General features: G+C 41.4%; 22 protein-coding genes and 2 pseudogenes. 7 read left to right on the top strand and 17 right to left on the bottom strand.

All coding sequences use genetic code 11. From position 1 onward, the window contains the following. Both BLW34_RS11905 and BLW34_RS11900 read right to left on the bottom strand, forming a co-directional pair. Positions 1 to 396, bottom strand: a pseudogene (locus tag BLW34_RS11905) (IS4 family transposase); the annotation flags it as partial. A gap of 326 nt (positions 397 to 722) precedes the next feature. Further along, positions 723 to 971: a hypothetical protein gene (locus BLW34_RS11900; protein WP_143037921.1), complete on the bottom strand. Its 249-nt coding sequence runs from the start codon at positions 969 to 971 to the stop codon at positions 723 to 725. A 514-nt stretch (positions 972 to 1485) separates the two neighbouring features. Here BLW34_RS11900 and BLW34_RS11895 point away from each other — a divergent pair. Continuing rightward, complete coding sequence (locus tag BLW34_RS11895; protein WP_090579866.1) at positions 1486 to 2409, top strand: N-acyl amino acid synthase FeeM domain-containing protein; 924 nt, start codon at positions 1486 to 1488, stop codon at positions 2407 to 2409. A 227-nt stretch (positions 2410 to 2636) separates the two neighbouring features. On the opposite strand, the gene BLW34_RS11890 is transcribed toward BLW34_RS11895, so the two are convergent. After that, positions 2637 to 3923 carry a pectin acetylesterase-family hydrolase gene (locus BLW34_RS11890; RefSeq protein WP_090579863.1) on the bottom strand — a complete coding sequence of 429 codons (1287 nt, stop codon included), beginning with the start codon at positions 3921 to 3923 and terminating at the stop codon, positions 2637 to 2639. Positions 3924 to 4993: 1070 nt separating this feature from the next. On the opposite strand from BLW34_RS11890, the gene BLW34_RS11885 reads away from it, so the two are divergent. Further along, on the top strand, positions 4994 to 5989 hold the full coding sequence (locus BLW34_RS11885; protein ID WP_090579860.1) for a fatty acid desaturase: 996 nt from the start codon (positions 4994 to 4996) through the stop codon (positions 5987 to 5989). 31 nt (positions 5990 to 6020) lie between these two features. On the opposite strand, the gene BLW34_RS11880 is transcribed toward BLW34_RS11885, so the two are convergent. The 3 genes from BLW34_RS11880 to BLW34_RS11870 form a co-directional block, all read right to left on the bottom strand. After that, the gene (locus BLW34_RS11880) at positions 6021 to 6848 is read right to left on the bottom strand and encodes a PEP-CTERM sorting domain-containing protein (RefSeq protein WP_177166025.1); all 828 of its coding nucleotides are present in this window, start codon (positions 6846 to 6848) and stop codon (positions 6021 to 6023) included. A gap of 142 nt (positions 6849 to 6990) precedes the next feature. Then, on the bottom strand, positions 6991 to 8067 hold the full coding sequence (locus tag BLW34_RS11875) for a nitroreductase family protein (protein WP_090579854.1): 1077 nt from the start codon (positions 8065 to 8067) through the stop codon (positions 6991 to 6993). Next, positions 8060 to 8947: a ThiF family adenylyltransferase gene (locus BLW34_RS11870; RefSeq protein WP_090579851.1), complete on the bottom strand. Its 888-nt coding sequence runs from the start codon at positions 8945 to 8947 to the stop codon at positions 8060 to 8062. Before BLW34_RS11870 ends, BLW34_RS11875 begins: the two co-directional genes overlap by 8 nt. A 283-nt stretch (positions 8948 to 9230) precedes the next feature. On the opposite strand from BLW34_RS11870, the gene BLW34_RS11865 reads away from it, so the two are divergent. Together BLW34_RS11865 and BLW34_RS11860 are read left to right on the top strand one after the other, a co-directional pair. Next, positions 9231 to 10463 (top strand): ABC transporter permease, encoded by a 1233-nt coding sequence (locus BLW34_RS11865; RefSeq protein WP_090579848.1) that lies wholly within the window; start codon positions 9231 to 9233, stop codon positions 10461 to 10463. A gap of 5 nt (positions 10464 to 10468) precedes the next feature. Then, entirely contained in the window at positions 10469 to 11689 is a 1221-nt protein-coding gene (locus BLW34_RS11860; RefSeq protein WP_090579845.1) for an ABC transporter permease, read from the top strand. Here the strand turns inward: BLW34_RS11860 and BLW34_RS11855 are convergent, their stop codons facing one another. Together BLW34_RS11855 and BLW34_RS11850 are read right to left on the bottom strand one after the other, a co-directional pair. After that, entirely contained in the window at positions 11690 to 13075 is a 1386-nt protein-coding gene (locus BLW34_RS11855) for a DUF1302 family protein (RefSeq protein WP_177166024.1), read from the bottom strand. 88 nt (positions 13076 to 13163) lie between these two features. Next, a complete protein-coding gene (locus BLW34_RS11850) occupies positions 13164 to 13850 on the bottom strand; it encodes an ABC transporter ATP-binding protein (RefSeq protein ID WP_090543664.1) in 687 nt (228 codons plus the stop codon). Positions 13851 to 13918: 68 nt separating this feature from the next. On the opposite strand from BLW34_RS11850, the gene BLW34_RS11845 reads away from it, so the two are divergent. The 3 genes from BLW34_RS11845 to BLW34_RS11830 all read left to right on the top strand — a co-directional run bounded on the left by BLW34_RS11845 (position 13919) and on the right by BLW34_RS11830 (position 16511). Further along, positions 13919 to 14689 (top strand): outer membrane lipoprotein-sorting protein, encoded by a 771-nt coding sequence (locus BLW34_RS11845; protein WP_090579841.1) that lies wholly within the window; start codon positions 13919 to 13921, stop codon positions 14687 to 14689. A 51-nt stretch (positions 14690 to 14740) separates the two neighbouring features. After that, positions 14741 to 15559, top strand: a complete 819-nt coding sequence (locus BLW34_RS11840; RefSeq protein WP_090579838.1) for a PEP-CTERM/exosortase system-associated acyltransferase — start codon at positions 14741 to 14743, stop codon at positions 15557 to 15559. A gap of 619 nt (positions 15560 to 16178) precedes the next feature. Next, the gene (locus BLW34_RS11830; RefSeq protein WP_090579831.1) at positions 16179 to 16511 is read left to right on the top strand and encodes a hypothetical protein; all 333 of its coding nucleotides are present in this window, start codon (positions 16179 to 16181) and stop codon (positions 16509 to 16511) included. A 15-nt stretch (positions 16512 to 16526) separates the two neighbouring features. Here BLW34_RS11830 and BLW34_RS11825 read toward each other — a convergent pair whose 3' ends face one another. The 9 genes and pseudogenes from BLW34_RS11825 to BLW34_RS11785 all read right to left on the bottom strand — a co-directional run. Next, on the bottom strand, positions 16527 to 17837 hold the full coding sequence (locus tag BLW34_RS11825) for an adenylosuccinate synthase (RefSeq protein ID WP_090579829.1): 1311 nt from the start codon (positions 17835 to 17837) through the stop codon (positions 16527 to 16529). 39 nt (positions 17838 to 17876) lie between these two features. Next, positions 17877 to 19049, bottom strand: coding sequence for an ATP phosphoribosyltransferase regulatory subunit (locus BLW34_RS11820; protein WP_090579826.1), 1173 nt, complete (start codon positions 19047 to 19049; stop codon positions 17877 to 17879). 61 nt (positions 19050 to 19110) lie between these two features. Beyond that, a complete protein-coding gene (locus tag BLW34_RS11815; protein ID WP_090579823.1) occupies positions 19111 to 19296 on the bottom strand; it encodes a DUF2065 domain-containing protein in 186 nt (61 codons plus the stop codon). 115 nt (positions 19297 to 19411) lie between these two features. Next, positions 19412 to 20302 (bottom strand): protease modulator HflC, encoded by an 891-nt coding sequence (gene hflC / locus BLW34_RS11810; RefSeq protein WP_090579820.1) that lies wholly within the window; start codon positions 20300 to 20302, stop codon positions 19412 to 19414. A 1-nt stretch (position 20303) separates the two neighbouring features. Beyond that, positions 20304 to 21482 carry an FtsH protease activity modulator HflK gene (gene hflK / locus BLW34_RS11805; RefSeq protein WP_090579817.1) on the bottom strand — a complete coding sequence of 393 codons (1179 nt, stop codon included), beginning with the start codon at positions 21480 to 21482 and terminating at the stop codon, positions 20304 to 20306. Continuing rightward, entirely contained in the window at positions 21469 to 22680 is a 1212-nt protein-coding gene (gene hflX, locus BLW34_RS11800; protein ID WP_090579814.1) for a GTPase HflX, read from the bottom strand. The genes hflK and hflX overlap by 14 nt, the downstream gene beginning before the upstream one ends. Continuing rightward, positions 22673 to 22918, bottom strand: coding sequence for an RNA chaperone Hfq (gene hfq, locus BLW34_RS11795; protein ID WP_090579811.1), 246 nt, complete (start codon positions 22916 to 22918; stop codon positions 22673 to 22675). The genes hflX and hfq overlap by 8 nt, the downstream gene beginning before the upstream one ends. 239 nt (positions 22919 to 23157) lie before the next feature. Further along, positions 23158 to 24669: a threonine ammonia-lyase, biosynthetic gene (ilvA, locus tag BLW34_RS11790; protein WP_090579809.1), complete on the bottom strand. Its 1512-nt coding sequence runs from the start codon at positions 24667 to 24669 to the stop codon at positions 23158 to 23160. 774 nt (positions 24670 to 25443) lie between these two features. Continuing rightward, positions 25444 to 25674 (bottom strand): annotated as a pseudogene (locus BLW34_RS11785) (hypothetical protein); the annotation flags it as partial.

The following is a 25674-nucleotide window of genomic DNA, read 5'->3' as shown; positions in this document are numbered from 1 at the left end:
GCGAAATCCAGAATCAGCAACGATGATAGGCGCTACATCGGCTGGTAGCAATGCTTGCAAACTCCTAAGAAATCGCTGCTGTATCCGACGGTTGCTCAGTTTCTTAACGGGATGAATTTCTTCGTGCAAGGTAACGGAATGCCCTCCCGTAGGCAAAGCCGCTCGTAAGAGTTGCTGATGCTGATCTGTTGTCAGGGGCGACCAGTCGATAAGGATCAAGGGCATGGGCAGGGATTGCAATAGCCATCGGGTCATGGCGCCGTATATCTCCATGCGTTCGCTGTTGAGATGGTAATTGCCGGCTAAGCGATCCATACGTTTGATTTTGTGTTTGATATAGGCAGGTCCGGAAAGCGACCGCCCGAGCTGCGTAATCGATACAGACGCTCCTTTCAAACCAGCCTGAACAGCAAGCCATCAGAGCTTGGAGACGGGTAGCATGAATGCCGGGAACTTTTTCTTTCAATAAGTTATGCAGCAGATCAATAATCGACATAAATTTATCCTTCCAGGTTATTATTTTAGAAAGAAATTTTATGCTCAGAACGGCTTGATCTGATTTTTATCTGAACTCCATCCAACAATACATTGTTTCTTAATGATATTTTGTGGGGATACCTCAGGCGCCGAGCCGCTTTTTTTGATAGTCTCACCCTCTTTTATAGACTGTGCATAATCCAACCACTTTTCTTTCTTGTGAAGCCTTGCCATTTGCGTGCCTGTCAACGTGTTGAAAGTGCGACCACAATGATTGCACCGGTAGCGCTGAAGACCATTCGCCATCCCATGTCGCGTGCCTCCCGGTATATGACAATGAGGCACTTCCTCTCATCAGCAATTCGTTCCTCGATAAGGTTGTAGCTCGCCTGACCAATATTCGAAGTGGGAAGCGCATCCAAGGCGCGTTGCCGCTGGGATGGCGTTAACATATCAGACTGTGCCAACCATTTTTGAAAGTCCGTGGGTTTCATGGTAAATATCAACAAATTTAATCGCTTGGGAAATTCTAGCCTCCTTCCCACATTTAACGCAAATAGGGCCTTAATTTAATTAGTAAAAGCGAAGAAAGATGGTCTTATCAAAAATCCTAACCATTCATTGGTAAATTTTTTCTAGTAATCAAAATTTTATTTATCTATAAACAAATCACATCAAGCATTATTTATTATTTTCATTTATTTTTATATGTCTCTAACTAGAGACATTATAAATCCTTTAAAAACAATAAATTATAAATTATATATAAAATATAGTCAGTTATTGACGACAATTTTTTCTTATTCTCTTCACAAATATCCCATAACCTTATGATTAAACTATATCAAAATATAGTGGCATGAATATTGCTTAATTTACTAATAAACAATATTGAAAATCACATCTTAATAATTACTTATCGATTTGCCTATTAGCACTAATACTGATTGCAGTAAAAATGCCAAGCAATTCGATAGCCTTTCGACTTGATTACATGAGGTAATACTAATGCAGAATACGACGCAGACAACAATACCAAAATCAATAGCAAAGACACCCTACTCTGCCAAATCCCCACTTAACACACCTTACTCCGATTTATACTTATCTAACTCAGAGATAATCTCTCTAAGAAAAAATCAGCGTCACATCACTACCCCTCACTACCGAAGTGACAACACAACTCTTTTCGAAAAGAAGCAAGATGAAAACACCCAGCAAGACCACATGCTTCTTGAGCAAAATGGCTACAGCATCTATCTAGTTAACTCATTTAAACAACGAATCAAAACAAGTACGCTTATCAAACGTATGTATGCTTCTCGCGGCTATTGTACTGAGAGTACTTCGAGCTTTTCACACAATCCCCACCAATTTACTTTTGAAGCATGCAACGGACAGCAACAACTTCTAGGAACACTCACGCTAACCATTGACTCAAGTGAAGGCCTGCTTGCTGATCAACTATATAAGCCAGAGATTGACTCTTTCCGCAATAGGGGTAAGTATGCATGTGAAGTGTCAAAACTTGCTTTTAATCCTAACTCAGGCTCAAAAGAAGTGTTTGCTTCTCTATTTCATATTGCATATATATATGCATACTTTATTTACGGCGTTGAAGATGCATTTATCGAAATCAATCCTCGCCACGCTCTATTCTACAAGCGTATGTTGGGATTTCACCAAATTGGCGAGCAACGTATCTGCCAACGCGTTGATGCGCCTGCAGTACTACTTCATTTAGACCTTAATTACATGCGAGATCAAATCGCCACACTAGCCGGACTAACTAAGTGCAGCAAGAAATCCATTTATCCTTATTTTCTAAGTCAGCATAAGGAAGATAGTATCGTTAATAGAATTCGGCAGAGATCGATCAGAAAGCTCTCCAATGATACTCACCCTCATTCAGCTCTGGCTTTCTTGTATTAACAATAGCTCAAGTTAATTTCGCAAGCAAAGATACTAACAAGTCATAGCCGGTACGAAATATTTCACAAAAATGATTCATACTCAATAATACCGCCAGTCAGATTGAAAACTTTGAAAGCTGAATATATACATATACTGGAGCAATCCTCTAATGTGTTAAAAATTCTTCCAAGCCCCCTGCTGTGTAAGATGTATTGTATAAGAACCTCACAATTCAGCTTGCCGGATCAATAGGAGATAGCGGGCGCTTCGCAAGCGCCATCACATTTCAGATTCTTTAGCTCACTTTTCTTGTCATCTGTGATAAGTCGCTTCACCCAGTCAGTTAAAAAGACATTTGCTGCACTATTCTCTAAATAAAAGTAGCCTAATATTGGCTTGAATAAATCAGTTAGGCCCGTATGGAACGTTCCTGCCCCAATGTAATACCTAACGTTATCAGCCAGAGTCATCATATTAAATGTATCCAGCATCCTGTCGTTCCATTCATACCATGTATCCTGCGGAATCTCATTCCACTCATTCGGATTGACGGATCCTATATCTGTTTGCTTCATTACATTTAAAAACAGAACCTGAATAACATCCCAGGCTGTCGTATAGTGGGCAAACCGACTTTTTGGAAAATAACCCGCCATACCAGTCATGATATTTCCATAAAATGTTGCAGCATCATATGTACTGTACTGATTAATGCCAGGGATCCAGGTTGCCAAAGTATTCTCACCCCCCCATGGGCCTCCCGGGTTAAATACTGAATCCAAGAAATGCTGCGTAAATACCCCTGCCCCTGCATCCGCCAATAAAGCCACCTTAGTGTTTCTTGGATAAAGACTATGCAAGCGGGAAAAATTGAGCAGAGCACCATAAGATCCAGCACTAGAGCCAGATATCAATACATGCTCTACCTTTTTTCTATCGGATTTATTTTTTAGCCATTCTCGGACAACCATGAAATTATCAAACCCACGATGCTGGACCATCAAGGGATTCCCCCCATTAACAAATCCGAGAGGATTAGGAAGATCATTGTATAAAGTATCACTGGAACCTATATGAGAGTCACCCGTACAATAAGGAATGAATACCATACTCCAGTCTCCCACGGGATTATTTGGGTGATTGAAATCAACTATTCCATTTATTTCGTCTGGTGTATTTTCTAAATCCATCGATGGATTATAAATAGGCCTCCCGCCTAACTCAGTAAGCTTTAATGAAGTAATACAGGTGGCATCATTCCAGCATGCACCTCCACCATTGAAATAAATCAGGATCTTGTCATTCTTTCCTTGCCTATAGTAAAAATGAAAGGGTTTGTTTGGCAATCCCGCTTCATCAGGCAAGTAACTGAAAGCACACCCGGGTTTAATATCTATATATTGGCCATTATCATCAATGACAGTCATCTCAACATTCGGCACCTCTATTTTCTCCCAGCCAGCTGCATACGCATTCTGGAAAAATAAGAATAAAGCGAAAATAGAAAATTCGATTAACTTAATTGCATTCATATCCCTCCCCTCATTCTATTACTTACCATAGGTGACACTTACGCCTCACCACAAAATACGCGACCGAGTTGAAAGTTATTTCTTTTATAAAGAAAGCTAAATAAGCAGAAGCCTTAGTTTGATTCCAGGGCAATGCTTAAAAGATAAGAGCATGAAATTTTGCAAATCAATGGGGGCGGATTTTGAAGCACTCCCTGCAACAATTTATGTAGACTTGCATGGTGATGCTAGGGAATAACAAAGAAGCAGGCAATAATGCAAATGCATACAATTTTTATCTCTCAGTACGAGGAATATCGCGAAAAAACAGCTATGCAATCCAGCCAGAATAAGGTTTTAATTACTAAATAAGTCCAGATTTTCCATTAAAGCTGATCAAGGAGAGAGTATTGGGATAAATTTGACTGGGAGATCAAAAGCCTTGGATTTATTCCAAAGACCATCAATCCATTCACGTCATTGTATGGCAACAGCCAAGTTAATGATCTTTTTGCGGCCCTCATGGGTAATCTAACCAGTGTGAGTTCGACATAAAGATCATATCAGCACGACTGGAAGAGCTTGAGAGAGTCTGATATTAAGTAAGGGTTTTTTCTCCCGGGATGCGTAAGCTACCAGCCCGGCTATCAGATTAACAAAAAAGTTAAATGGGTTACGATGACGAGAACACTCGATTTACGAGATGCATCATTGCCATCCGATTCCATAACACAAACTCCATCCCCAACAGCTCCAAGTGTCTTACATCAGATCTTCCTCTGTATCATCGATTATTGTTTTTCAGTTAAGCAATAACCAGTCCCTGCCTTTAGCGTGGCGTAAACTTGATTGTCTTTACACCACCTTACTCATACTATCAATAATTCCGTGTACGGCCGGATCGCTCACCTTCCTCAACTTTACTATCCAAAGCATGTCGATTCCTTGCTATACAGTATCACAATCTACATTCACCGTTTACCGTTCACGTCAGCCATTCAATTTAAACTTATATCGACATCAAAAACTCAAAAAATGTGCCGATATAAATTGAATTTACTATTTACACAATAATTTTAGAAAAAACATTTATGAATAAATTGCATCATCTTCCACCCGCACTTCTAGGTGACAAAAGTAGTTTATCTAATCAGGCACGCGCCGAAATTCAAGGGCTTTGCGGTGCGCAGCCAAAAGCATTTTTATTACAAGTGATTGGTGCATGGAGTGTAATTCTAACAACCATAGCATTAGCCATTCATATGGACACTATTTGGATGAGCATCGTTGCTATCGTAGTCATTGCGACCCGTCAAAATATCCTGGCCTTACTTGTTCACGAACAAACTCATTTACTTAGTTTCCAAGGTCAATATGGTGATCTGATAGCAAATTTATTGGCCGCCTATCCATTGGGAATTACTACTCAGGGTTACGCTAATGCTCACTTATCTCACCATAAGTATTATTTCACTGACAAGGACCCTGATTTTTTACGAAAATCAGGGGCAGACTGGACATTTCCCATGAAACCAAGTCATCTTGCCAAGCTTCTAGCGAGAGATTTAATTGGTCTAAGTTTCATAAAATTATTGAAAGAGAAACAGCTAAACGAAATAGGTATTTTCAAGCGCACCTACTCAACGCCAAGATGGCCGCAACCAGCTTTTTATTTAATTGTGACAGGTGTAGCAGTTTACACCGAAACATGGAATATCTTTCTGATCTATTGGATACTGCCACTGATAACTGTTTTTCCCATTATTATTCGCCTTGGTGCAATCACCGAGCACATCTACAATTTACCAGGAGCAAATGTCAATCAATCGTCTCCCCTTATCATTTTGAGCTGGTGGGAAAAACTGCTATTACCTAATCTCAATTTCTCACTGCACCCATATCACCACCTTTTCCCTGGCGTCGCTTACTGCAATTTGCCCAAAATCCATGAAATTTTTCAGCGTGAGAAGCTTGTAAATAAAAAGAATATATTTTTTGGATACTGGAATTACTTGAAATACTTACAATTTTATCAAAATATTTCTATAGTCAAAGATGAAAAAAATAAAAACCCCCATACATATTGATATGGGGGTCAAAGAGCCTAATTATTGAAAATTAGCTATGATTTACACGACGTCTGGCTGTAACCCCCATACCCAGAATGCCCAGCCCCAATAATGCCAGAATACTAGGCTCTGGCACTTGGCCTTGAACCAAGGCATCAATTTTACCTTGCTGTGTTACTACGAGGGTCGTGCATAGATCCCCAACATCAAACAATCCACATTGGGAAGGAGCAGACGCTGGTGAAAATATCTGATTTGTCGTGTCAATAGCAAAAAAAGTCGACCCTGGCAATAAATTATTGCCGAGCAAATTCTGGAACAGATTTGGGTTTGCTACTGAAGCTAGTGAAAATAACAGATTTGATGTTCCGCTGGTATTAACCGCACCGAAGAAGTTTGCCAGCGAACCACCTGAAGGGCTTTGTGGAGTAAATGTGGCTAACACACCTCCTCCATTCGCGGTCAATTGTGCAGATCCGACTCCAGCATCAAAAACAAAACCAACCGCTCCAGTTCCTGGATTAAAGCTGGTTACCGTACCAGATAAACCACTAAAACTATACTCGAGGGTATTGGGTAGAACTGTTGGTGCACCAAAATCGCAGCCACCCACGCAATTCTCGGGCGTCATAGTAATGGAAAATAAGCCACCAAAATTTTCAAATCTAGAACCAACGACGATATTTCCACCAGCATCCAACTCCTGTGTAATAGTAGTTTGGCCTCCTGAAACAACAAGATGGCCAATGTTATTTACATTTCCACCAGGAAGATTCATTTGCCAGCCATCCTGTATCACCAATGCATTTGCCGGCAAGCTGACTGCCATAATGGAACCAGCGATTGCAGTTACTGATGCAAATTTTCTCAGTTTCATTTTTTTCTCCATATATTCAGACTGTTTATAAAAAATCCTTCTCACTATATCTCAAGCAAAACCCATGCCACGATAATATTATCAACAAGTTACATATTATTACGTTTTTCTTGGATAGTTATTCTGTAAAAAAAACCGACACTCATTGACGAACCAGCATCAAATCCTTCAGCACCTTACGAGTGGAGCGCGATGAGGGTTTTATCGAAGAGCCAATTCGACACAGAAAAAAAGGATAATCCTGTCTTGAATTCATACAGATATCAACACGATCTGCCAATCTCAACACTGCCTGATTGACCGAATTTAAGCGGGATATGTTACTTTTCTGATCGGCATACCATTTAAAGATGAGGGGGGTCATCTCTGGTTGCAAAAATAGCCCGTTTGCAGCACATGTCAGCCAGACTCGCTGCATAACACTACCTGCATGAACAAAATCAATCAGCGTCTGAGGGCGCTTTTCAGCTCTGATGAGCAGATGTGCTGCGCAAAAGATAGCCGGCAGGGCGTCAAGCTGTATTCGCGGTATTATTGTGCCAAATAGGTATCGGTTAAAGAAATCCAATCTTTCCCAGCGCTGCATGACCCAGCGCATCAACCGTGCAGTTACAGGATCAACACCTACAGCTTGCTCCGGGATACGATCTTGACTGAACCGCACGCCCCACTCGATAATTTCCTTATGCACTTCATAGGCTTCTGGACAAGTTAAACGTATATGCGCATTATCCCAAAGAAGGTGGGCCAGTCTGATGCGATCGGCAAAAGACTCAAAGAACTGTATGCTATAGCCAGGGAACAAAGCTGCTTGTAATGCCATGTGCTGCTGAATTGTCAAAGGCATCATTCTCATCAGCCGTCTCTGGACGGTGCGTGTTTCAATGAATGGTACCAGTGAATCAGGGGGCATCAGAGGACTATCTACAAGATATACATCATAAACAGGGGCAGTATCAGGTGTTCCAGAGCGATATGTCCATGTCGCATGCAGCCCGAAATTAGTTGCTGCTATGCGCAGTGTTTCAAGTAGAGCGCCATGTGCCATGTAACTAGCACGCCCTTGATAATCGTATACGCACCACTCACGGGTATCATATCCGTGTACAGCGATGTGATTATTCCCCGCTATTTCGAAGCGCCATGGCTGGGTATTATCACCACTTGGCGCCCATCTTGCCAGATCTAGGATTTTAAACAATATTTCACGACTAGCCATCTCTCCTCCCATAAGTTTTCATACGCGCTAGTTGCTTCCGAAGCACCCATAGACCAGCACGCTGTATAATGTTGCGATTTCCGCCAGGACGCCAGGTTTTCACAAATTTATTACGATACGCGTCAAATTGATAACTCCATGGGACAACAATCAATTTTCCTCGACCAAGTAAGATCTTGAGAGCTTCCGTCGCTGCCAGGCCAGCACAGAGCTGACAAGCAGCAATAGTTGATGGACCCTTGCGCTCTGCAAAATTTACACGAGATGGATCGATCAAATAGCGACGTTGCAACATTACTGGCGACAGACCGAGCAAGAAGCGAATAAGCATCTCTTCTTCATCACATCCTTCCAAACAAAAATACTGTTCAAAAGACATCGCATCCGGCAAAAAAACTAGCACAGCAGCTCCCATGCCCAACGGAGCTACTGTAATTGCAGGGATATTCATACGATGACAAGCAGCAAAAACAGCCCGACGCGCTGAAACTGCGAAAAAATCGAGTCCATCTATATAAAGATCAACGTTTTCTAGAAAATCATCGATATTTGATGAATTGACACCTTCTGGGAATTGCCGAAGATTCAGCTCCGGATTAATGTCACGAGCCATATCTGCAAGTACTTGCACTTTTGGTTTATTAAGGGAAGATATTGTGGCTCCTGCTTGTCTATTAAAATTTACGATGTCAAAGGTATCGAAATCAGCAATATTGAATGCACCAACACCTAATCTTGATAAAGTAAGTAAATGCCCACCACCGACCCCCCCCATTCCAGCTATCGCGATGCGTTTGTTACGCAGAATCATTTGCTCCTTATCAGTCACCCATCCTATATTGCGTGAAAAAGCAGCATCATAATCAAAAAAAGTGTTCACTTACTTTACTCTCCAATCACAAACCAAAAACTTTGGAATGATCAAACCAAGAAATAATAAATTTTTTAAAAAGACAATTCTTATTGCGAATAAGAGTTATCTTCGATAATAATTCACCTTTCTATATTCTGGAAAACGATACTCATAAATTATTTAGACTAAATGAGTGGATTTGCGTGACAAGAGATAATAGTTAGATATGATTAGGCATATCGGATATCTTTAATCTTCGCCAGCGTAAAAAAAACAGAATAGAGCTACAAAACAAAAAAGGTCATTTTTAGTGAAACTATATTGGCTCATTCTTAGTTTAGCATTCCGTAATCTTATACGCCAAAAGCGACGCAGTGCGATTTCAGTAAGTGCGGTAGCATTTGGTATTACAGCATTGATTCTATCAAGTGGATTCATTCAATGGATTTTTCTTGATTTTCGTGAAACTTCCATCAGATCACAGCTCGGCCATTTACAGATTGTTTACCCAGGCTATCACGATGCAGGAAAAGCTGATCCTTTAGCTTTTCTGCTACCAAATACTCCACCAAACTTAAATACAGCTGGCGATAACTCAGATCAAATCAAAATAATCGTCCCACGTCTTTCGTTTAACGGACTGATCAGCCGTGACGAATCTACTCTTTCATTTATCGGTGATGGTATCGATCCACGAGAGCAGCGAGCATTTGGAGATGCTTTACAAATTTCTGAGGGTAACCCCTTGTCTATTGATCATCCTTTCCATATTATTGTTGGGGAAGGATTAGCGCGTAATCTAGGTTTAAAGGTAGGCGACCAAGTCGTACTTTTGGTTAACTCTGCAGCGGGAGGAATTAATGCAATCGAGGTTTTTGTTGGAGGATTGTTTTCCACTGTCACCAAATCTTACGATGATAGTGCCATACGAATTCCTATCGAAACAGCCCGACAATTACTTCGCACTCAAGGCACGCATAGCTGGATTGTTTTGCTGAATGATACGGAGCAAACAGATTATGTTCTTGCAAAACTCCGCAATAGCCTGCCCCAGGATAAGTTCGAGGTAGTGCCTTGGTATGCGCTGGCTGATTTCTATAACAAAACTATCGTACTGTTTACCAAACAAGTCCTGGCGATCAAAGTAATCATTGCTTTGATCATTTTACTTAGTATCTTCAATACGATGAGCATAAGCGTGATGGAACGCATCGGTGAAATCGGTACAGCTATGGCACTTGGGGTGAAACGTATAAATATCATGCGTATGTTTCTGAACGAAGGCGTACTAATCGGATGCCTTGGTGGATTAATTGGTTTGTCAATTGGATTATTACTAGCTGCAATCATTTCGAATATTGGTATCCCGATGCCTCCCCCACCAGGCATGGCACGTGGTTACACTGGACAAATCCTCGTAACTTTTGATATAGCTCTAGAATCACTAGTCTTGGCTGTAGCAACTACCTTGTTCGCCAGCATTTATCCAGCTTGGAAGGCATCTCGCATGCAAATTGTTGATGCGCTACGCCATAACCGGTGAGTATCATGCTCAAACTCGCTTTACGTAATATTCTTCGCCAGAAGAAGCACACAGCAATGACACTGATTGCGATTATTTGTGGTACTGTCGGTATTATTCTGGCTGGAGGATGGGTCAACGATATTTTTGTACAATTAGGCGAAGCGTTAATTCATTCACAATCAGGGCACTTACAAATTTACAAGCAAGGATACTACGATACAGGATCACGTTCCCCTGAGAAGTATCTGATTACAGAACCTGATAATGTTAAAAAACAGATCGTTGAAGAAGTAGGTGTCGAAAAATTTGACAGTGTTATGGCACGGCTTAATTTCTCTGGACTGCTTAACAATGGTCGCAGCGATTTATCCATCATCGGGGAGGGAGTACAGCCCGAAATGGAAGCTAAGCTCGGCAGCTCAGTACTGATCACCACTGGGCGGCAGTTGACCAATGAGGATGCATTCGGCATCATGCTTGGAAAAGGTGTTGCACATGCTTTAAACCTTAAACCAGGTGATTATGTAACTTTACTTGTGAACACGCTTGAAGGTGCACTAAACAGCCTTGATTTCGAGATAATCGGCACATTTCAGAGCTTCTCCAATGATTACGATGCTCGCGCTGTCAAAATCCCGCTAGCAGCAGCACAGGAGTTGCTTGGTACACAAGGTGTCAATGCATTTGTGGTGCTATTAAAGAGAACCGAGGATACTGACCCAATCACTATCCGCCTTGCAGCGCGCCTTGGCGCCGCAGGACTAGAGATTAAGACATGGATGGAGCTGAATGATTTCTATGAGAAAACTGTTGAATTGTATAAAGGGCAATTTGGCGTACTGCAGCTCATTATTCTGATCATGGTGCTGCTCAGTGTCGCCAATAGCATCAACATGAGTATTTTTGAAAGAGTAGGAGAATTTGGCACTATGATGGCGTTGGGTAATCGCAGCAATCAAGTATTTCAATTGATCTTAAGTGAAAGTCTTCTGCTTGGAGTAATTGGTAGTAGCATAGGTGTAGGAATAGGCATATTACTGGCATTTGCCATATCAGCTATCGGCATTTCAATGCCACCGCCACCTAATGCCGATCTTGGCTATACGGCCCAAATTCAAATTGTTCCATCTGTTTTGTTAATGGCTTTTATTATTGGACTAAGTGCAACAGTTCTTGCAGCGCTACTTCCAGCAAGACAGGTTTCGCGCATGCAAGTTGTAGAGGCGCTACGGCAGAATTATTAATTAAAACGAAAAACGAAATTCAGTGTAAACACGGTCATTATTGGCAAATCGACCAAAAAGACCTGTCGGTGGGCCAGAAAACATATCTCCACCAACGGCCATTCGCCAGTTCCTTGCAAAATTCCAGGTAAGCCTTGGTCGCAGCATAAATTCACTGCGATTCAAACTATGAATCAGTAAGGTTTGTGCTTCAAAATCACGCCAGAACTTCCCATGAAGAAGAATGCTGGCTCCATTTTCCCATTTATCTGCAAAAATATCACGATCATATGCCAGAAAAACACGCTGAATGAATTGCAAGTTCATGCGCACATCTGCAGGCAGGTGAAAATCAATACCCAAAGCGTAATCAATAACATCCTGATGCACCAACCCATCAGGCTGGGATAATCGCTTAACATTGAACTGGCGGCCATTGGTATAAACAAATTCTCCTTTCAGTACTGCCGGACCTAGATCTTTGGTCACCGTCCACCCTATCTGGTCAATCTTGTCATGGCGTGGCTGAAAAACAGGTTGATCAGACGTGCCGCTCACTAGATAAAAAGTGGGTGATGCATCGAGGCTATGGTAATAAAAGGCTGAAATATCCCAGCCATTGATAAGCTGTGAAAGGCGAATGCCATAATTAGAATTGGCTGGATTGCGTTTAGAACGGTCCTCATCCACAAAGGTAGCTGTCGGTGGATAGACCAGCGGATAAAATTCAGCACCCGGCTTCCCTATCTTGTCGATTGTAGCAAACGGTATCCATATCAAATCCGCGTGAAAATCATTTTTTGAATATTCCGTTCGTACAGCCCATTGCGGTATACGCAATATGTCAAAATCGGGCAGAACGAATTCACGCATATCCTTGGCTGAGACAACGTCTGCAAAAAACAGTCCAACCATTTCACCCCAAATGATGTGCTGTCTGCCAATACGAAAATCCCAGTCCCCCTTGGAAATATCCAGGTAATTTTCTCGTAGTAAAAACTCAAAACGCTGATCTTCACGAACCGATCTCGGGTAAAAATTAGAGATATCATATACTGCATCATAATCAATACGACCACTGATCTTCCATTTCACATGTTGACTCAGTTGCCCAAGGTTCGACAATTCGGTACGTAAGCGCATTTTGGATAAATGTTCCGGATCATCATAAGCATGCGCCAACTCAAATTGTGAGAATCCACGCCAAGTTGATGTTTGTTTAAAGTGTTTTTGTGGCTTAGCTGATACGCTATCATCTTCAAACAAATCTTCAAGTGTCGTGGCATCTTCTGCTTTATCTAATCTGGCTACTGTCTTGGTTATTGATGCAGGCGTTTCGATATTCCCAGAACTGAACGCACTGACACTGCTTATGCCTAAAGTAGCTCTTATTAGAAATAAGACCAATAATTCAAATTTCCTGAATTTCTTTGCGCAAATCACCCATTATCCTTTTCTGATCAATGAGAAAGAAACTTTATATCCGTCCTCCTCTCTAGACAAAAACTCCTTTGATAAGTTGACCATCTTCAATACGTATCACTTGATCAGCCATTGCCATCACGCGCGCATCATGCGTCGAGAAAATAAAAGTAGTTTTGTCTCTACGATTGATTTCTTTCATCAACTCTAAAATACCTTCACCAGTCCTGTGGTCAAGATTTGCGGTCGGTTCATCCGCCAGAATAATTTTTGGGTGTGTTACTAATGCCCGTGCGATAGCAACTCGCTGACGCTGCCCACCGCTGAGTTGATTGGGACGATGATGTGCAAACTTGGATAAGCCAACGATGTCGAGAAATTTCACAGTCCTTTCTCGACGCTCTGTGGCACCCAACTCTTTAAATTGTAAAAGTGGATACTCGACATTTTCCTCGGCTGACAACACAGGAAAAAGGTTAAATGTTTGGAAAATAAAACCGATAGTTCTAGCTCTTAGCGTTGAAAGTTGATCGGGCGTTTTACCACTTATATCCTGGTCATTAATGTATACTTTTCCAGCAGATGGAGTATCAATGCAACCGATCAAATTCAGCATGGTAGATTTTCCACTACCAGAGGGGCCTGCAATCGCCAAGAAAACACCCTCTTCGATCTCAAGATTAATTCCCTTAAGTGCCTGTACTTGCTGCTCTCCTAACATATACTCTTTAAACACATTTTCAAACCGAACAATACTCATGAACTTTACCCTGTAGTATCTACCCCTCCCCGGGGAAAAATGATTTACCACTCTTACGGAGTTAAAATATGAAAGCACTACGATTACAATCCATCTTGGCAGTACTTCTCTTATCGGTATCCTTACAAACATTGCTAACAGCACCTACTAAAGCAGAAGATAATGATGCACTTGCCAGAAGTATACTGGAAAAGGCCGATGAAATACGCTTCCCACGCGAAAGCTTCCAGGTCAATGTCAACATCCAAACTACCTCACCGGACATGCCTGATGATTTACATAAATACCAGGTCCTATCCAAGGGGAACGAAAACAGCATTGTAAGAATTACAGAACCCGCTTCTGAGCGTGGTCAAACCATACTGATGAAAGGTCGCGATCTATGGATATTCATGCCTAGCGTTTCTCAACCGATCCGTCTCTCTCTCTCTCAACGTTTAACTGGTCAAGTAGCAAACGGTGATATTGCACGAGCTAACTTTACTGGTGACTACCATCCCCAGCTTTTACGCACTGATACCATCGATAATGAAAAATATTATGTGTTAGAACTCACTGGGGTAGATCGTAGCGTGACTTACCAGAAAGTTTTGCTCTGGGTAGAAAAGTCAAGTTTCCGGCCTTATCGCGCAAAATTCTATTCATTATCTAATCGTCTTCTCAAAACCTGCCGTTATATAAATTATGAAATGATTTTAGGAAAGCAACGCCCAACACGACTTGTTATGGAAGATGCACTAAAGCAAGGTGAAGTATCGATACTCGATTATTCCGATATGAAGTTACGGGATTTACCTGACAAAATTTTTACTAAGAATTATCTAAAAAGACTTGAGTAATTTTTACTCGAAAGTTCTGTAAATTAGAAATCGTCTTAAGAGGACCAAATCATGTCTTTACAAGAAAAGGCTAACTTGGGGGCATCTTTTAAGGAATATTTTGAAATTGTACCAGCGCTGTCAGAAGAGCTAAAAAATGAGGCCTATCGAATACGCCATCAAGTTTATTGTGAGGATTTGAATTTTGAATCCCCACGATCAAATAAGTTTGAAACTGATGAATATGACACTTCTGCTCTACATCTTTTAATGCGAAGCATTAAATTTGATAGATTTATTGGTTGTGCTCGTATAATCCGCACAAAAACAAACGAACCTCATTCATTTTTACCATTTGAGAAAATTTGTGCTGATACATTGGACCACTCAATTATTAATTCTATTCAGTTATCTCGGAATAAAATTGCCGAAGTATCTCGCCTAGCAGTCATTGCTACATTTCGCCGCCGTAAAGATGAAATAAAGAAAGCTATCAATATTTCCGCTGAAGAATTTAAAAGACCAATAAATTCACATTCCCGCTTTCCTTACATTCCTCTTGGTCTTTTTATTGGTACTATTGAATTGGCGCGTCTAAACAATTTAGATTTTCTATTTATGCTTACTGAAGAGCGATTAGCAAATCACTTTAATAAACTTGGAGCAGAAATTCAATTTATTGGAAGTCCTATCGAACATCGAGGTATACGTATTCCTTCAATGGTGTGTATTGAGAAAATTATCAAAAATATGCGACCTATTTTTCATTCTCTTTATCAAGTTATTTCTGCAGATATCAATAAAAATATGACTCATCATGCATCCATAAAAAATATAAGAATTAAAAAAGAAACTATTGATAAAACCCAACCAGAAACCATAATTTATTAATCAAGTACCTTGATTTACAGATTCTCAATCATTAGTTAAGAAGTAAGGAAATATGTTCGCTAAAATTTATAATCTCAATTACTTTATGGAAGGTAAATATGGCTTACAGTAAACTCTTGAAGTAAATTCCTGATTTCGTCGTGAATTTTTAATCACATCTCCTCCGTTTTTTATACAAGCCATTGTCGATTTATCAAGGCTAGCAAAATATTCATTACTTCCAGGTAGTGATGATATCGGGATCACTTCTTCCCGGATCCGTCTACATGTTTCTGGCTCATCTGCTGCGACTGTATCAGTAGCCATTGGAGGTAAAGGACATAACCGACAGGGATCACCTGGACAGAGACATCCCTTACACGATGCCTGCGCCGAGATAGTTAATAAACCTAAAAAAATGCTTAAAATTATTAAAACTATTATATGTGTTAAATTAATCAGTCTTAATTGCATAAGATATTCTCCAAAAATATTTTAACTTCTCTACAACTAAATTATACAAACAATGCACGGTATAAATTCAATGAGTACAATAACCTCAACAATCAAATTTTTAAATAATCTGCCTATTCAAATAGAAACTATCCTTCAAACCAAGTTTGATCAGTAGAGGTAATGAATGAAATATCTCGTATTTTTCTTACTCAGTTTAGCGCTATTCCCATTAGCTTCTGCTGAGGATATTCTCAGTCTGCAGCAAAGAGCCAGCTTCGCTTACGAGCAGATGAAGCAGGTTGAGCGTGAAGCAAGAATTGCTGAACAGCAAACCGAGGTAAAAAAGGAGCGACTGCAGTATTTTAAACAAAAAACTGCAGAAGCTGAACAAGAGCTCAAGATTACTTACGAGAAATCAAAAGAAGCAAATGCGAGAATGGAAGCAGCTAGAAGAAAGTGGGACGAACTCTCCAGGACGCTTACTCAAGAATGGGGAAAGCAAGAAAACAGCAGATAAGAATGAATACAAAGATTACTCAAATGGATGCCTGAAGACAATAGTCTCATCCCGATCAGGTCCCGTTGAAATCATATCTATCGGCACCTCACAGACTTCTTCCAGACGCTTCAGATAATTTTGCGCTGCTTTAGGTAACTGCCTGAAATCTCTTAATCCTTGAGTACTATTACTCCACCCAGGCACCTCTTCATAGACAGGCTCACAGGCTATCAGTTCTTCCGCGCCTGCTGGTAGAATGTTAAGAAATCTTTCCTGTTCAGTCCCTTTACTATTTAATCTATAGCCCACACAGAGTTTCAAGGTTTCGATACCATCAAGAACATCCAATTTGGTAATGCATAATCCTGATACGCCATTGATCTGAGTAGAGCGTTTCATTGCTACCGCATCAAACCAACCACAACGGCGGCGGCGGCCCGTTGTTGAGCCGAACTCGTTGCCACGGCTGGCCAAATGCTCGCCTACAGCGTCATTAAGCTCAGTAGGAAATGGACCTGAGCCCACGCGGGTCGTATATGCTTTAGTAATACCCAGAACATAGTGCAACATCTGTGGCCCTACTCCACTGCCAGAAGCTGCTGCACCGGCAATACAATTACTAGATGTCACAAAAGGGTAAGTACCATGATCAATATCTAGCAATGCTCCCTGTGCACCTTCAAATAGAAGATTGTTACCTTCTTTATTGATCTCAAAGAGTAATTGCGGCACATCTGCTACCATAGGTCTAATACGCTCAGCCTGAGCGAGGCTTTCATCAACCGTTTTATTGAGATCGACTGTAGGTACTTGGTAATAATTTTTTAGAACAAAATTATGATAATCGAGTATTTCTTCCAATTTGACTATAAATCGTTCACGGCAAAGTAAATCCTGCAAACGTATTGCACGTCGAGCAACTTTATCTTCATAGGCTGGGCCGATACCACGGCCAGTAGTACCGATTTTATCTAAACCTCTGGCTGTTTCTCGTGCACTATCAAGTGCAACGTGATGGGGTAATATGAGTGGACAAGCTTCACTGATTCGTAATCTCTGGCATACATCAATGCCTGCCTCCTCTAGCATATCAATTTCTTCGAGCAAAGCTTGTGGAGACAGTACTACGCCATTACCAATATAGCAAACAACATTCTCACGCAGAATTCCAGAGGGAACGAGGTGTAGGATAGTTTTTTTATTGCCGATTACCAACGTGTGCCCAGCATTATGACCACCCTGAAAGCGAACGACACCCCCTGCATGATCAGTTAGCCAATCGACTATTTTACCTTTTCCCTCGTCACCCCACTGTGTCCCGATAACTACTACATTTCTAGTCATGTCTCAGAATCTCTTTATCTTGATATATATATGGATAAGTTAAATTCCCACTACTTCCCATACACCATTGTGCAAGATAAGTTTTCTGTCATAGTAGGAGGTATCTTCTTCGTTTTCATTTCCTGGCAATTCTGTTACAACGATATGGCCTTCGTCTCTTAGCTGCTCAACTATTTTTTCCAGTGTCTTGTCGTTTCTTTCGTAAGGTGCCAGAATTCCTTTAGGGGAAGTATCCAATGTGGTCAATCTCGACAATTCCCGTAAATCCATACTAAAGCCAGTAGCCGGTCTTGCTCTTCCAAACGCTTTACCTATTTCATCGTAACGCCCACCCAACGCAATTGCATTGGCACTTCCTTGTGTATAAGCAGCAAATACCATTCCCGTGTGGTAATGGTAGCCACGCAAATCAGATAAATCGAAAGTTATTTTATCCACATATGTTTTCAATTCTTCCTCAATCACTTCAAGCTGATTCAGTGCACTCTCGATTTCTGGATGATTAGGAAGCATTTTGCGAGCATGTGTAAGGATTTTTCTATCACCATATAATTCAGGCAGAAGCATCAGAGCTTCCCGAATGGATTTATCCAGTCGCTTATCAAGCCTAGTGCATAACAATTCCCTTAGAGTAGCTGTATCTTTGGTTTGTAATATATTGTACAAATCCACTTCAAGCTCAGGGAGAACTCCGGAACCCTTAATCAGGCTTCGGAAAATAGCCACATGCCCAAGATCAAGATGAATTTTGTCAATCCCCGATACCGCGAGACATTTCAACATTACTCGTTGAATCTCAAGATCGCTTTCCAAACCAGGGTGACCAAATAATTCAGCACCAATCTGAAATGGTTCACGAGTACGTGTAATTTCGCAAGGAGCAGTATGTAATACACTATTAGCGTAACAAAGGCGAATCACCCCTTTAGCATTCAATAAGTGTGCATCTATCCGGACAGTTTGTGGCGTCGTATCCGCTCGTAATCCCATCATTCTGCCACTTAATTGATCCAACACCTTGAACATACGCAGATCCATATCGCTCCCGCTGCCAGACAATAACGACTCCACATATTCGAGCAATGGCGGAATAACAAACAGATAACCATGCACAAGGAGTAAATCCAGAATGCTGCGACGCATTTTTTCGATTCGTAATGCCTCAGATGGCAGAACATCTTCGACGTATTCAGGAAGAAGCCAGTTACGCATTCTTGTAATTTAGCAACTGCTCAATTTATTCACTGCTTAGAAAAGAAAGATATACAGGAATTTAGTTTACCAAATAGAGCACAATCAACCCTACCACCATTGAAGTCAGGCCTATAAATCGGATCTGGCCATCTTCCAGTTCTATGAGTTTTCTAAAAGTATCGCGCCAAGCATTCGGGGATGTAAAAGGAAAAACACCTTCCAACACCAACATTAATGCAATGGCCATAAGAAAGGTATCCCACATACGACAATATCTCCAACGAAATCCTTGGTGATCTAGCATTTTCTGTAACGCTATTTACTTTACCAGATCAATTTTTACTAGAATAAAATGCAATACACTGTTTGAGCAACTCAGTCTATTTTACTTTTTTACTGGCCGCGCTATTCGCGCTATTCAAATATCTGAAAAACTCTGAATTAGGCTCAAGTACTAACATATCTCCCTTATTCTTGAAAGATTGCTTATAGGCTTCCATGCTTCGATAGAACGTATAAAACTCAGAGTTCTTTTCAAAGGTGCCTGCATATATTGCAGCAGCTTGACCATCGCCATCCCCCATAATTTTCTGCGCCTCCCGATAAGCTTCTGCCAAAATTACTTCACGTTGTCGGTCAGCGTCCGCACGAATCTTTTCAGCTTCTGCAGCACCTGTAGAACGTAATTCATTGGCCACCCGTTTTCGTTCAGCTTCCATTCTGCGATATACTGAATCGCTAACTTCTTGTGGCAGATCAACGCGTTTCAAACGCACATCCACTACTTCAACACCGATTTTTTTTGCATCTAAATTAGCTTTCTGACGCATGATTTCCATAATCTTATCTCGCTCACCAGAAACGACATCATGCACGGTACGGTTACCAAACTCGTCGCGCATACTTGAGTTCACAGTCTGTGACAACCGAGTCTGCGCCAACATTTCATCTCCTCGTACACTAATATAATATTGCTTCACATCAACGATGCGCCATTTCACAAATAAATCCACCAGAACGTTCTTTTTTTCTGAAGTAATAAAGCGTTCCGGTTCTTCAGTACTCATGGTAAGAATACGGGAATCAAAGTAGTGTACATTCTGTAATATAGGAATCTTAAAATACAACCCTGGCGAGGTTTTTACGCCAACCACTTCCCCTAATTGAAACAAAATTGCTTGTTCACGTTCATCAACAATATATACTGCAGAACTCGCCACCAAGACTAGCACTGCGACTATACCCGATAATACTGATGATAATTTCCCCATTTTATCTTACCTCCCGTTCACGACTTCGGAATGATTCACGCGTACGCGTGCTCACATCAGGCGTTTCCTGAATAGTTTGAGTTTGTACCGTCATGGGTGGTTTCGGCATGGTTCCATCCATTTGAATCAACTTATCCAGTGGCAGATACAGCAAGTTGTTCCCATCTTTTTGATCAATCAGAATTTTACTGGTATTGGAAAGTACTTGTTGCATCATATCCAAATATAGGCGATCACGTGTGACACCAGGCGCCTTACTGTACTCGACAAGGATCTGCTCAAAACGGCTAACATCACCCTCTGCACTAGAAATAACACGTTGCTGATACCCACTTGCTTCTTCCAATAAACGTGCCGCGGCACCTCTCGCTCTAGGAATCACATCATTGGCATAAGCTTGACCTTCATTACGTTGCCGCTCTCTATCCTGACCAGCCTTAACAGCATCATCGAATGCTGCCTGCACCTGTTCTGGCGGTTGCGCATTCTGCATCGTTACTCTACTGACAGTAATACCTATCTGATAGCGATCCAGAATAGTCTGCATTATTTGTGTTGTCCGGGCGGTCACTTCCTCACGTCCCTCATATAAAACAAAATCCATCTTGTTTTTTCCGATAACTTCACGAATAGCCGTCTCAGCGATTTGCAACACGGCGTTGTCAGGATCGCGATTATTAAACAAGAAACTCTCAGGGTTATTTAATATGTATTGCACAGCAAACTGGATATCAATAATGTTTTCATCATCGGTCAACATCAGCGACTCTTTCAGCACTTTGCTTCTAACATTGTTCCGATAACCAATTTCTACCGTACGCACCTGACTAACATTAACAGCTTCCACTTTTTCAATTGGGTAAGGCATATGCCAACGCAATCCCGCTTGAGTAGTATCAACATGCTTACCGAAGCGAAGCACGACACCGCGTTGCCCCTCGTCAACAATGTAAAAACCGCTAGCCGCCCAGAAAATTAGCAGCAAGATGACGATAACTACAACACCACCACTGCTACTTTGTCTTTTGGGGCCTTCACTCCCAGGCTCCTCATCGCCGCCACCGCTCTTACGGCCCAAAATTTCGTTAATTCTTTTGCTGATATTACGCAACACATCATCCAGATCTGGTGGGTTAGAATTACCTTTCCTTCTTCCCCATTGAGGATCATTTAATCCCATGATAATTTAATCCTTCCTCTCGTTCTAAAAAAGCTGTAGCACTACTGTCGTTCACTCTCCCAACTTCCAAGAAATTCTCTCTTAAGTCAACAGAATTCTGCGCAATTGCTTCTGCCAGGGCCAGTCTAATAAATTCTAACCCTTCTCCAGTCTTAGCACTTAGTCGAATACACGTTATTCTACCATACTCATCCCGCACATAATTTGCAGTCCTGCTCGATTCAGCAAGATCAATTTTATTCAATACTAAAATCTGCGGAATAGTTTCCGCGCCAATTTCTTTAAGCAACTTATTTACCTCCGCAATTTGCTCATTGCGGGATGGACTAGCCGCATCGACTATGTGTAAGAGCATATCAGCTTGCGCTGTTTCTTCCAACGTAGCGCGAAATGCAGCAACTAAAGTGTGAGGCAGTCCACGAATAAACCCAACCGTATCTGAAATAACCAAATGTCCATTGTTCGGAATGAATAATCTACGTGTTGTTGTATCTAGAGTAGCAAACAACTGGTCAGCTGCATATGCCTGAGCACGAGTTAGACTATTGAATAAAGTTGACTTGCCTGCATTAGTATAACCAACAATAGATATGGACATCACCTTAGTACGCTGCCTAGACTTTCGCTGAACTTTTCGCTGGCGTTGAAGCTCTTTGAGTTTTTCTCTCAGATACTTAACCCTCTTGGCTAGCAACCGTCGATCCGTTTCAAGCTGTGTTTCGCCTGGACCACGCAGACCAATCCCCCCCTTTTGTCGCTCCAAGTGAGTCCATCCCCGTACCAACCGTGATGCAAGATACTCTAGCTGAGCAAGTTCAACCTGCAATCTACCTTCGCGGCTTTTAGCACGCTGCGCAAAGATATCAAGAATCAGGCTAGCACGATCAATAACTTGGCACTGCAGCCGCTCAGTTAGATTTCGCTGCTGAATTGGAGAAAGATCATGATTGAATATCACCAGTGATGCGTTGGTCTGATTCAAAAGTTGATAGATTTCATCTATCTTGCCGCCACCAACATAGGTAGCAGGATCAGGTCGCGAGCGTCTTCCTTCCACAATGGCCACAACCACGAGCTGATCGCTCATGGCAAGCTGACGTAATTCTTCTAGGCTTTCTTTATCACTATCGGCTAGATTGAGGCCTACTAAGATGGCAGTGTTGTTCTTACCTGTTATAAATTCTGTGAAATCAGTCATCACGTACAACGGGTGTTTCAATCGGAATGGCAACAGCCCTAGCTGGAACCACTGTAGAAATCGCGTGTTTATATACCATTTGTGTAACTGAGTTTTTCAATAGCACGACATATTGATCAAATGAATCAATATGTCCCTGCAGTTTTATACCTTTAACCAAGTAAATAGATACTGGAATATGTTCCTTCCGCAGAATATTTAAAAATGGATCTTGCAACAGCTGACCCTTGGCACTCATGAACAACCCTCCCCGTTTTATTTCAATTCTAATTATTAGATAAAAGACTCTACTTTATTTTTTTAAGTGGATCCATATCCACCAACAGGATTATCATCAAAATAAACAAGTAGAAGAATAAGATATTGTAGCGTGATGTTAACAAATACACGGGATTAATTTCAAAAAAGATCTAAATGCCAAACTGAGTAAAGTATCCATGGTACAAGTAACAATTAAGCTCTGCGGAATTTAGTTATTTATACCAAGAACAGCTTATATGCTGGATTATTACTTTCATCCCAGTATCGATAACCGAGATTATCAAGAAAATTTTTAAAATCAGCTTTCTCACTAGGGGGTACTTCTATTCCCACCAGCACGCGCCCGAAATCCGCACCATGATTACGATAATGAAACAAACTGATATTCCAGAGATGGCTCATATTATCAAGAAAATTCATTAATGCACCTGGTCTGTCAGGAAATTCAAAACGATAGAGGATTTCATTTTTGACGTCTCTGGAGCGTCCTCCTACCATGTGACGAATATGCAACTTTGCCATCTCATTACCACACAGATCTTCGGTGTGTAATCCACTTGCTTCCAGACCCCTGATCAAATCAAGCGCTTCTTCACGATTACGGACTGATACTCCAACAAATACATGAGCCACTTTAGGATCTGCATAGCGATAATTGAATTCAGTAATGCTCCTTGTTCCCAACATGGCGCAAAACTTCTTGAAGCTACCAGGTTCCTCAGGAATCGTGACCGCCATTACTGCCTCACGTTGTTCACCTAATTCTGCCCGTTCAGAAACATGGCGCAAACGATCAAAATTCATGTTGGCACCTGATGCTATTGCCACCAATGTTTTATGAAGTAATTTTTCACGTTCGACATAGGCCTTTAACCCAGCAACAGAGAGTGCTCCAGAAGGCTCAAGAATGGCACGGGTATCTTCAAATACGTCTTTAATAGCCGCACAGATAGCATCCGAATCCACCAAAAGAATCTCGTCAACCAGCTCCCGGCACAAGCGAAAAGTCTCCTTACCAACATGTCTAACAGCTACACCATCAGCAAACAGTCCCACTTGTGAAAGTTTAACGCGGCGTCCTTTCTGCAACGAACGATACATGGCATCCGAATCAACTGGCTCAACCCCGATAATCTTAGTATCCGGATATAACCTTTTTACGTATGCTGCAATTCCGGAAATAAGTCCTCCCCCTCCTACCGGCACGAATATAGCGTGAATTCCTGCTCCATGCTGACGCAAGATCTCCATACCGATTGTTCCTTGCCCTGCAATAACGTCTGGATCATCATAAGGATGAACAAAAGTAGCATGCTCTTGCTGCGTAAGCTCTAAAGCATGCTCATATGCTTCATTATACGAATCACCATAGAGCAACACCGTTGCACCAAGCGCCATCACTGCATTGATCTTGATCTGAGGAGTTGTCACAGGCATCACAATCGTGGCAGAACAGCCCAATTTCTGTGCAGCCAACGCTACACCTTGCGCATGATTACCAGCTGATGCGGCTATCACACCTCGTTTGAGCATGGCAGGGGATAACTTTGCCATTTTATTGTAAGCACCCCGCAACTTGAATGAGAATACCTGTTGCATATCCTCACGTTTCAAAAACACTTGGTTATGAATACGTGCTGAAAGATTAACTGCCTCCTCCAGTGGTGTTTCTACAGCAACATCATAAACACGGGCGGTAAGTACTCTTTCGAGATAATCATTCCTCATAAGATTACGCTTTAGAAATAGTAAATAAGGTTAAGACTATGAATTTTCAAGAGTGCGCAGATTTTATCATGCTAAATAAATTGCAAGTCTAATTAAAAGCATAGATTTATCGGAATAAATTTCCCTTTACATAAAATTTTATTCTATTTCTATCACTATAGAAATAAATAGGTTCTTAAAAACGATCAACAGCTAAGCTCCGAAAATACTAATACTACCCTCTATGATTTAGAGGGATCACCGATAAGTAAAGCGTGATATCTCTTCCGAGTAAGCGCATGGATAATCTGGCTACTCATTTATTGATGCAAAAATCACTTCGTGCCTTGCCTTTACCGTACCCCCCCACAATCGGCTCTCTTTCATAATTCTGGACAGATTTGTGAAAACTCGAACGAAGTTCAATTGCTCTAAGAGTCTGTTTCAAAGCTCCTGATACCGACCCATCGCCCGAAACAACTGCCCAAGACCTATTGAAACCGTCAAACATTTCGATGCGGCCAAAGGTTTCTTCGTTCTGCCCAAACGATAGATCGCTGAGCGCACATTCGCATGGCCTGGCATTAACCGAAGACTCACAAAGAGGAGTTTGAACACCATGCCAAAAACCGCTCTCGCCTTTATCTATACCACCATATAAAACTTATCTCTCGCAGGCTCGCGCGCTATATCAAATTTTTAAATAGACTCTGAGAAAAGCAAACCGGCTAAGCTTTCAAATCAGGAGGAATTGTAATTGCTCGAAATAAAACTACTTAGTCGGCCCTGCAAAATTCACCCGGCTGCTAATATAGATTTAGCATGCCGAGTATTCACATCAACAGTCAGAAGTTCGCTCCTGATAGAATTGACCAGCTGAAGCAATAAAATGCGTAAAAAAGCCGTCTTCAGCCCCAGGCGAACCATTGCTCGCAGCAACCAGCGTAGGTTGTAACCCGTTGCACACAGTACTGCATGGAGCGCATCGCCCAGTTTTCCCTGTAACCAGCAACGATCCATTCGGTG

Origin of the sequence: Nitrosomonas sp. Nm58, from assembly GCF_900107335.1 — a bacterium.
In the GTDB taxonomy this organism is placed as follows: domain Bacteria; phylum Pseudomonadota; class Gammaproteobacteria; order Burkholderiales; family Nitrosomonadaceae; genus Nitrosomonas.
This window is presented reverse-complemented; position numbering and strand designations above follow the sequence as displayed.

Excerpts from the sequence above, each read along its gene's own strand:
- BLW34_RS11895 (WP_090579866.1), top strand. The coding sequence starts at position 1,486 with ATGCAGAATACGACGCAGACAACAATACCAAAATCAATAGCAAAGACA.
- ilvA (WP_090579809.1), bottom strand. The coding sequence starts at position 24,669 with ATGAGGAATGATTATCTCGAAAGAGTACTTACCGCCCGTGTTTATGAT.
- BLW34_RS11900 (WP_143037921.1), bottom strand. The coding sequence starts at position 971 with ATGAAACCCACGGACTTTCAAAAATGGTTGGCACAGTCTGATATGTTA.
- BLW34_RS11830 (WP_090579831.1), top strand. The coding sequence starts at position 16,179 with ATGAAATATCTCGTATTTTTCTTACTCAGTTTAGCGCTATTCCCATTA.
- BLW34_RS11880 (WP_177166025.1), bottom strand. The coding sequence starts at position 6,848 with ATGAAACTGAGAAAATTTGCATCAGTAACTGCAATCGCTGGTTCCATT.
- hfq (WP_090579811.1), bottom strand. The coding sequence starts at position 22,918 with ATGAGTGCCAAGGGTCAGCTGTTGCAAGATCCATTTTTAAATATTCTG.
- BLW34_RS11890 (WP_090579863.1), bottom strand. The coding sequence starts at position 3,923 with ATGAATGCAATTAAGTTAATCGAATTTTCTATTTTCGCTTTATTCTTA.
- BLW34_RS11875 (WP_090579854.1), bottom strand. The coding sequence starts at position 8,067 with ATGGCTAGTCGTGAAATATTGTTTAAAATCCTAGATCTGGCAAGATGG.
- hflK (WP_090579817.1), bottom strand. The coding sequence starts at position 21,482 with ATGGGATTAAATGATCCTCAATGGGGAAGAAGGAAAGGTAATTCTAAC.
- BLW34_RS11840 (WP_090579838.1), top strand. The coding sequence starts at position 14,741 with ATGTCTTTACAAGAAAAGGCTAACTTGGGGGCATCTTTTAAGGAATAT.
- BLW34_RS11845 (WP_090579841.1), top strand. The coding sequence starts at position 13,919 with ATGAAAGCACTACGATTACAATCCATCTTGGCAGTACTTCTCTTATCG.
- BLW34_RS11815 (WP_090579823.1), bottom strand. The coding sequence starts at position 19,296 with ATGTGGGATACCTTTCTTATGGCCATTGCATTAATGTTGGTGTTGGAA.
- hflX (WP_090579814.1), bottom strand. The coding sequence starts at position 22,680 with ATGACTGATTTCACAGAATTTATAACAGGTAAGAACAACACTGCCATC.
- BLW34_RS11885 (WP_090579860.1), top strand. The coding sequence starts at position 4,994 with ATGAATAAATTGCATCATCTTCCACCCGCACTTCTAGGTGACAAAAGT.
- BLW34_RS11820 (WP_090579826.1), bottom strand. The coding sequence starts at position 19,049 with ATGCGTAACTGGCTTCTTCCTGAATACGTCGAAGATGTTCTGCCATCT.
- BLW34_RS11825 (WP_090579829.1), bottom strand. The coding sequence starts at position 17,837 with ATGACTAGAAATGTAGTAGTTATCGGGACACAGTGGGGTGACGAGGGA.
- BLW34_RS11850 (WP_090543664.1), bottom strand. The coding sequence starts at position 13,850 with ATGAGTATTGTTCGGTTTGAAAATGTGTTTAAAGAGTATATGTTAGGA.
- BLW34_RS11860 (WP_090579845.1), top strand. The coding sequence starts at position 10,469 with ATGCTCAAACTCGCTTTACGTAATATTCTTCGCCAGAAGAAGCACACA.
- hflC (WP_090579820.1), bottom strand. The coding sequence starts at position 20,302 with ATGGGGAAATTATCATCAGTATTATCGGGTATAGTCGCAGTGCTAGTC.